At 27.0% G+C, this 9,356-nt stretch carries 12 protein-coding genes; 9 read left to right on the top strand and 3 right to left on the bottom strand.

Annotated features, from left to right (window positions below; all coding sequences use genetic code 11):
* Positions 1-225: 225 nt before the first annotated feature.
* Positions 226-801, top strand: a complete 576-nt coding sequence (locus CLPUN_RS02450; protein WP_077845791.1) for a GNAT family N-acetyltransferase — start codon at positions 226-228, stop codon at positions 799-801.
* Positions 802-1,035: 234 nt separating this feature from the next.
* On the opposite strand, the gene clpP is transcribed toward CLPUN_RS02450, so the two are convergent.
* Together clpP and CLPUN_RS02440 are read right to left on the bottom strand one after the other, a co-directional pair.
* A complete protein-coding gene (clpP, locus tag CLPUN_RS02445) occupies positions 1,036-1,611 on the bottom strand; it encodes an ATP-dependent Clp endopeptidase proteolytic subunit ClpP (RefSeq protein ID WP_242954025.1) in 576 nt (191 codons plus the stop codon).
* On the bottom strand, positions 1,608-2,036 hold the full coding sequence (locus CLPUN_RS02440; RefSeq protein ID WP_077845789.1) for a helix-turn-helix transcriptional regulator: 429 nt from the start codon (positions 2,034-2,036) through the stop codon (positions 1,608-1,610). Before CLPUN_RS02440 ends, clpP begins: the two co-directional genes overlap by 4 nt.
* A gap of 425 nt (positions 2,037-2,461) precedes the next feature.
* On the opposite strand from CLPUN_RS02440, the gene CLPUN_RS02435 reads away from it, so the two are divergent.
* The 5 genes from CLPUN_RS02435 to CLPUN_RS02415 all read left to right on the top strand — a co-directional run bounded on the left by CLPUN_RS02435 (position 2,462) and on the right by CLPUN_RS02415 (position 5,517).
* Positions 2,462-2,719 carry a TfoX/Sxy family protein gene (locus CLPUN_RS02435; protein WP_077845788.1) on the top strand — a complete coding sequence of 86 codons (258 nt, stop codon included), beginning with the start codon at positions 2,462-2,464 and terminating at the stop codon, positions 2,717-2,719.
* A gap of 85 nt (positions 2,720-2,804) precedes the next feature.
* Positions 2,805-3,278, top strand: coding sequence for an HD domain-containing protein (locus CLPUN_RS02430; RefSeq protein WP_077845787.1), 474 nt, complete (start codon positions 2,805-2,807; stop codon positions 3,276-3,278).
* Positions 3,279-3,373: 95 nt separating this feature from the next.
* On the top strand, positions 3,374-3,571 hold the full coding sequence (locus tag CLPUN_RS02425; protein WP_077845786.1) for a GNAT family N-acetyltransferase: 198 nt from the start codon (positions 3,374-3,376) through the stop codon (positions 3,569-3,571).
* Positions 3,572-3,640: 69 nt separating this feature from the next.
* Positions 3,641-4,834, top strand: coding sequence for a flagellin lysine-N-methylase (fliB, locus tag CLPUN_RS02420; RefSeq protein WP_077845785.1), 1,194 nt, complete (start codon positions 3,641-3,643; stop codon positions 4,832-4,834).
* Between the two features lie 47 nt (positions 4,835-4,881).
* Positions 4,882-5,517, top strand: coding sequence for a YczE/YyaS/YitT family protein (locus CLPUN_RS02415; RefSeq protein WP_077845784.1), 636 nt, complete (start codon positions 4,882-4,884; stop codon positions 5,515-5,517).
* Positions 5,518-5,667: 150 nt separating this feature from the next.
* Here the strand turns inward: CLPUN_RS02415 and CLPUN_RS02410 are convergent, their stop codons facing one another.
* Positions 5,668-6,195 (bottom strand): GNAT family N-acetyltransferase, encoded by a 528-nt coding sequence (locus CLPUN_RS02410; RefSeq protein WP_077845783.1) that lies wholly within the window; start codon positions 6,193-6,195, stop codon positions 5,668-5,670.
* Between the two features lie 265 nt (positions 6,196-6,460).
* Here CLPUN_RS02410 and CLPUN_RS02405 point away from each other — a divergent pair, with 265 nt between their 5' ends.
* The 3 genes from CLPUN_RS02405 (at position 6,461) to CLPUN_RS27425 (ending at position 8,897) form a co-directional block, all read left to right on the top strand.
* The gene (locus tag CLPUN_RS02405) at positions 6,461-7,612 is read left to right on the top strand and encodes a peptidylprolyl isomerase (RefSeq protein WP_077845782.1); all 1,152 of its coding nucleotides are present in this window, start codon (positions 6,461-6,463) and stop codon (positions 7,610-7,612) included.
* A gap of 263 nt (positions 7,613-7,875) precedes the next feature.
* The gene (locus CLPUN_RS02400) at positions 7,876-8,610 is read left to right on the top strand and encodes a histidine phosphatase family protein (RefSeq protein ID WP_077845781.1); all 735 of its coding nucleotides are present in this window, start codon (positions 7,876-7,878) and stop codon (positions 8,608-8,610) included.
* A gap of 113 nt (positions 8,611-8,723) precedes the next feature.
* The gene (locus CLPUN_RS27425; RefSeq protein WP_158078680.1) at positions 8,724-8,897 is read left to right on the top strand and encodes a hypothetical protein; all 174 of its coding nucleotides are present in this window, start codon (positions 8,724-8,726) and stop codon (positions 8,895-8,897) included.
* The last annotated feature ends 459 nt before the right edge of the window (positions 8,898-9,356 follow it).

The raw sequence follows: 9,356 nt of genomic DNA, 5'->3' as shown, positions 1-9,356 counted from the left end.
ATATTAGAGTGATTGGATAAGACAACCAACTAAATTATGAACTTTCTTAATTAGAACTTATATAGTTAAGAAAATATCATAAAATAGATTTGAAAATTTTGTTGTGTATAAAATAAATTAGAAAATATAAATGATAGTTCAAGGATTTTTCGAATGAAAAAGTTTAAGTTTTTAATTATTTAATTAAAAAATAAAATAAAAGAAGTTACATTTGGAGGAGAAGAAATGATTATTGAAGATAAGTACATAGAAAGTAAAAGGTTAACTTGGATACTTAGATGTCCAAGAAAATATGATGCAGATGAATTATCTAAATTAAGGGTTAAAATTGATGGAGAAACAGAAAATCTTGATAGAGAAGCTGGTGAAGGTCTACTAAGTCCAGAAGATTTTAAGGAATTTATTTATGAAGATAATAAAAGTAATAGAAACCTATTTCTTGTTGCAGAGGTTCAAGGAAAAATTGTGGCATTTACTCGAATAGAAGGTAATAAATTAAGCAGATTTAGACATAAAGCTGAGTTTGGAATATGTATATTAAAGGAATTTTGGGGTTATGGAATTGGCAAAGTACTTATACAAAATATTTTAAATTGGGCATATACTGCAGGAATTAAAAAAATTTCATTAAATGTAGTACAGACAAATACAAAAGCGATTCAATTATATAAAAGTTATGGATTTTTAGAAGAAGGGATATTAATAAATGATCGCATTCACAAGGATGGAAAGTATTATAATACTGTTATAATGGGGAAAATATTAGAAGATGATGTTCCAAGCTATGTTCGTGAAAGTTGATATATATAAGAAGAATTATTGAGAACAAGTATTTAAGTGAATTACTTAAAAAGAATTTCTGTGCAATGGAATTTAATATAAAAAATTAAAGACAGTAGAGGTAAAAGTCTCTACTATCTTTAAAGTTAAAGATTTTTATATTATGAAGTTAGCTAAATAATAGGTGGACAATTAGTAGTTATCGATAAAAGGACTGTGATATTTTATTAATAAATATTTAATATAGATTAATTTTTATTTCATTACTTCATCAATTAATCCATAAGCTTTTGCTTCAGCAGCAGACATAAAGTTGTCTCTATCAGTATCAAGTTCGATTTGTTCAATTGATTTTCCTGTATTAGCTGCAAGAATTTTATTTAAATTTCTTTTATTTTTTAAAATATGATCAGCTGCAATTTTTATATCAGTAACTTGACCTTTAGCACCTCCAGATGGCTGATGAATCATAATTTCAGCATTTGAAAGAGCAAATCGTTTGCCTTTTGCACCACCTGCCAATAAAAAAGCACCCATACTTGCTGCTAAGCCGACACAAATAGTTGATACATCACATTTAATATAATTCATTGTATCATATATGGCAAACCCAGCGGTTACAGAGCCGCCGGGACTATTAATATATAAATGAATATCTTTATCTGGATCCTCTGATTCTAAAAATATAAGCTGAGCTACTATAATATTTGCAATGTTATCAGTGACCTCCTCTCCTAGGATAATAATTCTATCTTTCAAAAGCTTTGAATAAATGTCATAACTTCTTTCACCACGGCTTGTTTGTTCAATTACATATGGGACTAAACTCATGCTACTTTCACCTCGCATTTCATAGTTAAATTTGTATAAGAAGAAATATTCTTAACTTTTTGTTTTTCAAATTTTAATTGTATAGGAAGAAAAATCTGCCTTTTTCTATATGATTGCGGTGATTGTTCATATAATCTTTTAAAGGCTAGAGTAAAGGATTGTTGAGTTTCATATCCGGAAGTAAGGGATATATCAATAATAGATTTATCTGTGTAAACAAGCTGTCTTGCCGCTTCAGTAAGTCTTCTCTTTTGAATATATTGGTGTATTGTGCAACCAACAATACTTGAGAACATTCGGTGCAAATGATATTTTGAATAATTGGCGGTATCCGCTATTTTATCTAAATCTAAATTCTCTTCTGTTGTAAGATTTTCTTCTATAAAATTAATTACTTTTGAAATTATCTCTGTATTGGCTTTCATATAAACAACTCCTCTCTTATACAGTATATCTAATATTTTATTTCCTTTTTTAATATAAATTGCTATTTTAAACTTTTGAATTGGAATTTCGCAATAAACTAATACATTAATTAGTTTATAAACTATTAATTCATTATTTTCAAGATTTTGTTTTTATATGTTTACGTTTGATATGATATATTTTTATCACCTTAAATTCTTGAAAAGTAGTTTTCCTAGTTGCATTAATTAAAAATATTAGAATAGTTATAAGTTATGCTATAATACTATAAAATAGTTAAAACTAAAAATAAAATTATAAGCTATTAAAATTATATCTATAATTTAATGCATATAACTAATTAAGGCACTTAAGTTGTCAATTTTAGTCAGTAGAAATATATACTATTTTTTATTAATTATATTTGATTAAGGGGGAAAAGTTAGTGGGAGAGTTAAGTAAATTGGCTAATATCGGAGCGAAGTTAGAAGCGCAGCTTAATGAAGTGGGTATAAAAAGTGTTGAACAGTTAAAAGAAACTGGAAGTAAGCAAGCATGGCTATATATTAAAGGGATAGATAGTTCAGCTTGCATCAATAGACTGTGTGCATTAGAAGGTGCAATACAAGGAATTAGATGGCATAGTCTTTCAGATGATGTAAAGAGAGAATTAAAGGAATTTTATAATACAGTTAGTGAATGAAAACAAGATATGACAGTGATAAAAGTATTTTTTTGAGAGTGTGAATTAAAATCAATTTCTTATAATAAAGAGAGGCCGTGAATTTATGAGTAGATTAGAAAAGATTCGTAAAATTGTTAATGATGTTTTAATTAATAATTCTGATTTAGAAGAAAGACATTGTGGATTTGTACATTTATATGGAGTATCATCTATTTGCAGATTGCTTGCAATTAAACGTGGATTAGATGTAGAATTATGCGAGATTGCTGGAATGCTTCATGACATATCAAGTTATAAATTAGGGTATAACAGTGATCACTCAAAGCTTGGGGCTATAGAAGCTAGAAAAATTTTAAATGAGATTAAGTGTTTTGAAGAGGAAGAGATTAATATTATTTGTAAGTCGATATATAACCACAGTGATAAATATGAAATTCATGGTGTATATGATGAAATTTTAAAGGATGCAGATGTGCTACAGCATTATTTAAATAGTCCTAATTTTAAAGTTGAAGAAAAAGAGAAAAGCAGATTAAATGATTTATTTATAGATTTAGGGATTGCTTTTATAGAATAATAATGGTGATTTTTATAATTATAAGTTTGATAAAATGAATTAAAAAATAATTTAGGAAAATGACAAGTTAAATTATAATTAGTTGGAGAAAAGTAATGAAGATTTTAAAAACAGAGAGAATAATTTTAAGACCATGGAATATTGATGATTTAGACGATCTTTATGAATATGCTAAAAATGAAAAGATAGGACCTAACGCTGGATGGGAACCGCATAAAAATAAAAAAATAACTTTGGAAATATTAAAATCATTTATTGAAAAAGATGAAGTAAGAGCAATAGTATATCAATAGGTAAATTTATTTTACAATGAAATTATAATTTTATTTACAACATGTATATAAAAGAGATTGGAGTCAATTATGGAAATAAATATTTTTCTGCCTAAATATATGGCGGAATTTAAATGCATATGCTCAAGTTGTACTGATAGTTGCTGTGCTGGCTGGGATATAAATATAGATGAAGATACTTATAATAAGTATCTTCATAGTACAGGGGAATTTAATCACTTACTGGAAAGAAAATTTACTGAAAATAAGAATGAACATGATTCTTTTAATCATGGTTTTATGATTCTTAAAGATGAAAGCAGGTGCCCATTTCTAAATTCAAACATGCTTTGTGATATACATGGAGGTTTTGGTGAAGAAAATCTTTGCATAACTTGCAGAAGTTATCCTAGAGTATTTAATATTGTAGATAATATTTATGAAAAAAGTGGATTACCATCTTGTATAGAAATCTGTTCAAGGGCACTTTTAAATAAAAATAAAATGGAGTTTATTGAAAGTACTGAAGAAATATCAGAAGAGGAAATTGAAATAAGAAGAATTATTGATACTGAAGCTTTTGATGGAACAGAAAGTCTTCTTCAATATTTTTGGGATATAAGGCTAATGTCAATAAATATTATACAAAATAGGAGTTTTTCTATAGAGGAAAGACTTAATATTCTTAAAAGTTTTTATGAGCAAATTCAAGAAAAAAATAATTTACAGTCATTTGATGATTTTGAAGCGTTAATGGACAATTTTAATGATGAAGAAGTTGATTATGAAAATTTAAAAGGTATTAATTTTAGTGAAGATAATGAATTTTATAGGAGACTAGGAGATTATGAACTTTTGAAAAACATACGAAGTGTGAAGTTAAAAGAGTGTGTCAAGGAATATAAAGCTGGAATTTTAAAATGCAACAATGTTTTTGAGAACACAGCTTCAAATGGAGAAGAGCTTTTTAGTCCAAGTGATATTTCTGGGTATTTGGAGAATATACCTAAGCATTTTAAAGAATTAGAAACTTATTCCTATGTTTTTGAAAATTACATAGTAAATCAGATTTTTAAGGATTTAGTTCCTTTTAATAAAGGTGAAAGCTTGACTGAAAGTGTTAAGGCATTAATTAATAGTTATAGGATAATAAAGGCATATGTTATAGGTATTGCTATAAATTCTGAAGAAAAAATAACTGGAGAAAAAATTATTAGGGTTATACAAGCTCTGAGTAAGGATATAGAACATAATAAAGTATTTAAGAATTTATTAGAAAAATAAATTAAGAAAACTTTAAAATATAAATGATACGGAAGGGAGGTGTATATGTGAAGAAATTTTATCGTGTAGTTATGTACATCATTGGACTTATATTACTTGCATTAGGAATTACCTTGAATACAAAGACTGGGTTGGGAGTATCTCCTATTAATGCGATTCCTTATAGTATTTCGCAAATCTTTAAAATTAATCTAGGTAATGCCACTTTGTGTGTATATATATTGTTTGTAATTGGACAGATAATACTTATTGGAAAGAAATTTAGAACACTTGATTTATTACAGATTCCTATGAGCATAATTTTCAGTAGAGTAATTAATATTTTTGATGAGATGATAAAAATAAACGTTGATAATTTTGTACTAAAAGTAATTTTACTTGGGGCGGCAATAATACTTACTGGAATAGGTGTGGCTATTTCAGTTGAAATGAAGCTTGTTCCAAATGCAGCAGATGGTTTTACGCTGGCATTAGGGGAGAGAATTGGAGAAAGTCTTGGATTTGCAAAGAACGTTGTAGATATATCATCTGTTATTATTGCTGTTACTATAGGTTTGTTTTTTGGAGGAAAAGTTGTAGGAATTGGTCTAGGAACTTTAATAGCCGTGCCTGGCATAGGACGTTCTATTGCTTTGTTTAATACGTTTTTTAAACAGAGAATGTTCATACTTGCGAGTAAGTAAAAGAAACTCTTAAATTATCAGACAGCTGACAGTTTGTAAACTTTTCATGCTAAGATTTCAATAGAAAATTATAAATAATAATTAGCAAGGAATAAAAAAATGATTGAGGTAATAATTTTTTATTCCTTCTTTAGTTAAAAAACTTTCATTTTAGAGCAGTCTTTCATATAGTTTGAACCAATTCAAGCCATAATTTCCAAGACCTAAATCAACTGTATCAACATATTTAAAACCGCATTTTTCATACAACTTGATTGCAGGAATGTTTTTTTTGTAAACATCCAGCCTAATTGATTTTACTTGTGACTTGATACTATGTTCTACAGAAAAGTTAATTAATGCTTTGCCTATACCACATTTCAGAAAATCTGGATGAACTACAAAGGTATGTACAACAAAAATATCTGAGTAGTCAGACTCAAATGCCCATTTAGCATTGAAATATGCACACTCAGGTTCATGGTTTAAAATAATTGAACCAACAATTTTTTCATTACATCTTGCTATATAAAGATTAGAATTTGAAACTCCCAAAGTAGCATTTTGGCGAATCGGATATACTCCTTTTAACCATCCTGGATAATTTACTCCTTTTGCTAAATAATCATTTAAATCGTTATAAAGCTTTTCTAATTCATCGATATCATTTACTTTTCCGAGTTCAATAATAATGTTCATATGTGCATCCTTTCAATCCAATATAAATAATACGTGTTCAGTTACATAAATGTAAATTATTCAATATACATATTATACTATAATTATATTTGTTAATAATTCCAAATTTATAAAATAAATTATTTTAATTATAAATTCCATGTGGAATTTATAAAGTTTAAAAGTTAAAATAGTATTTATAATAGGTAATTTATTGCTAAATGATTTTAAATATTTAATATATGTGTTAAAATAAGGTAAAAAGTAAGAATAGGTGGGAAAGTAAATGAAAAAAGTAAAATTAACAAAATTAATAGCTAGTTTAATCGTAATAGGTTCAGTGTTTACAATAAATCCAATAACTGCAAGTGCAGAATGGAAACAATATAATTCTGGATGGTGGTATGTGGATGGAGATTCATGGGTGACTGGATGGAAACTTATTGATGGAAAATGGTATTATTTTAATTCTAATGGATATATGGCAAATAATACTATAATAGATGGATATAAACTGGGTTCAGATGGTGCGTGGATACAGAATGTAATTCTAGCAACTGTTGGGAATGAAAATATAATGGAAGATGATTTAAATAAGGTAATGAACAGCTATGATGCTCAGTTAAAAGAAAAATATGGAGCTGATTATGCAAGTAATAGTAATCTTAAAACTACAATAAAAGATATAAAGAAACAACAATTAAATAAACTAGTAGCTGAAAAAATACTTTTGAAAAAAGCAGCAGAATTAAATCTTAAACCAACGGATAATGATATAAATAAACTAATTGATAGTGAAATAAGTAAGTTAAAAGCTCAATATTCAGGACAAGGACAATATGAAAACCTTCTAAAACAAAATGGTATCAGCGAAAGTCAATATAGAGAATTTTTAAATAGTTCAATTATAGCAAAAACAGTGCAAGACGAAATTGTGAAGAATGTTACAGTTACAGATGATGAAGTTAAAGCATCTTATGATAAAAATAAGGATACGGTATTTAAAAAGGGTGCAGGTGCAACTGTAGCACATATATTAGTAGCAGATGAACAAACAGCTAAAAATTTAAAAGCTAAATTAGATGCAGGTGCTGATTTTGCAACATTAGCTAAAGCTAATTCAATAGATCCAGGCAGTAAAAATAATGGTGGTAGCTTAGGATTTGTAGAATATAATACAACACAATTAGTTCAAGAATTTGTAGAAGGATTTAAGAATTTAAAAGAAGGTCAAGTTTCAAACCCAGTAAAAAGTCAATTTGGATATCATTTAATTAAGGCAACTGGATTGAAAAGTGGAGAAGTAATTCCATTTAATGATGTTAAAGATAAACTTAAGGAAGCATTAATAGAAGAAAAAAAGGAAATTGCATATAATTCAAAGATGCAAGAATGGGAAACAGCTTTAAATGTAAAAATTTATCAAGACAACTTATAAGGAAATAAATTAATTATAAGATAAAATCTCTTTGTATAGTATAATTTTTATAACATAAATTTATTAAAGTGCAGTCATTTATTTGGCTGTATTTTTTGCGCTTATTATAAAACTAAAAGCTTTTAGTTTTATAATAAACTTATCATAGGTCGTAGGGGATATTATATTTCATGTTAAAAATATATTGAATTTTAGATAGAATTATTAAATTAAGTAAATTTATTATATAATATATACAAATAGATAACAAAAGGGTGATTGCAATGGAAATAAAAAATAATACTCAAACTGAAAAAGGAAAAGTTACATTATATTTAATGAGACATGGACAAACTATAATAAATAAAGCAGGAAGAGTTCAAGGCTGGTGTGATGGAGTGCTTACAGAGGATGGAGTAAAAGTTGCAGAAAATGTAGCACTTGGACTTAGTGATATTGAATTTAAGGGTGTTTACAGCAGTGATCTTGGGCGAGCTATAAAAACTGCTAAAATAATAATAAATGCAAACAAAATAAATAATGAGTTAGAAGTAAATGAAGTTACTGACCTTAGAGAAATGTATTTTGGTAAATATGAAGGTGAAATTGAAAAGTTAATGTTTGAAGACATTTTTAGATACTTAAATATTAAGTCTTTTGAAGAAGCATTTAAAATGCCTAACTTTGGTAGGGCTTTTGCTGATGCATGTTCATCTTTAGATGAAACAGGAGCAGCAGAAAATTATGAAAAATTAATTGGTAGAATAATGACTGGGATTAATAATATAAGTGAAGAAATTTCAGCAGCTGGTGGAGGAAATGCACTTTTAGTTGTACATGGAGGAATGCTCAGAAATTTACTTAAAGAGCTACATGAAGAGGCTAATATTGAAAATATTGAAAATTCTAGTGTTTCATTAGTTGAATACGAAAATGGAAACTTCAAAATAGTATCTATAAATGATATGAGTTACAAGGAAAAGGGCGAAAATATAAAAAAACATGATATGTATAATTAAGTTTTTATTTATTATAAAACGATATCTAGTATTTTTTTACTTTGAGTTTTTATTTAAAGTGGTATATCATGAAGATAGAAATTAAATAAAAATTTAAGGAGGAGATAAATTTTATGAAAAAATTTATTAATAGAATATTAAGTTCAAAAAGTTTTAAGATGACCATGATAAATATTTTATATAGTAATCCAACATTAACATCAGGTGATTATTTAAGATTAAGTAAGATTGCTAGAGAATTAAATCAAGAAATGCCAACAGAAGTACAACTAAAAAAAGCTTCATAAGCTATGGAATTAAAGCTTATGAAGCTTTTTTTAGTTGTACGGGATTTAATCAACAACATTTAGTTATTGATATAAGAATAGTCTCAAATGTTTCGAAGCGACTATAACTAGTAGTAGCTTTTTTATTAAATTAAATATATACTATAATACTATGATATATTTAATTTAATAGATTAACGTATCCCTACATGAGTAAAACGTATACTTTAGATAAAATGAAATAAGGCAAATAGCAATGAATTTTAATAAGTTCAAAAAAGTTGAAATTATAGAGGTGATTATATGATAAAATCAGGCCTAAGCAAAGAAAAATAATTACATACAATATAATACTATAATAGTGCATTTTTACTTGAATAATTTTACAGTTGAATAAAAAAAACAGATTCTTAGGCTATTTTTAATGACTCAAAAATTTCTTCTATCGGCGTACCGCTTGCGGCAGCTTTGTAAATATAT

The organism is Clostridium puniceum (assembly GCF_002006345.1).
Lineage (GTDB): Bacteria > Bacillota > Clostridia > Clostridiales > Clostridiaceae > Clostridium > Clostridium puniceum.
Note: the sequence above shows the minus strand (reverse complement) of the source record. Positions and strands in the feature narration are given on the sequence as shown.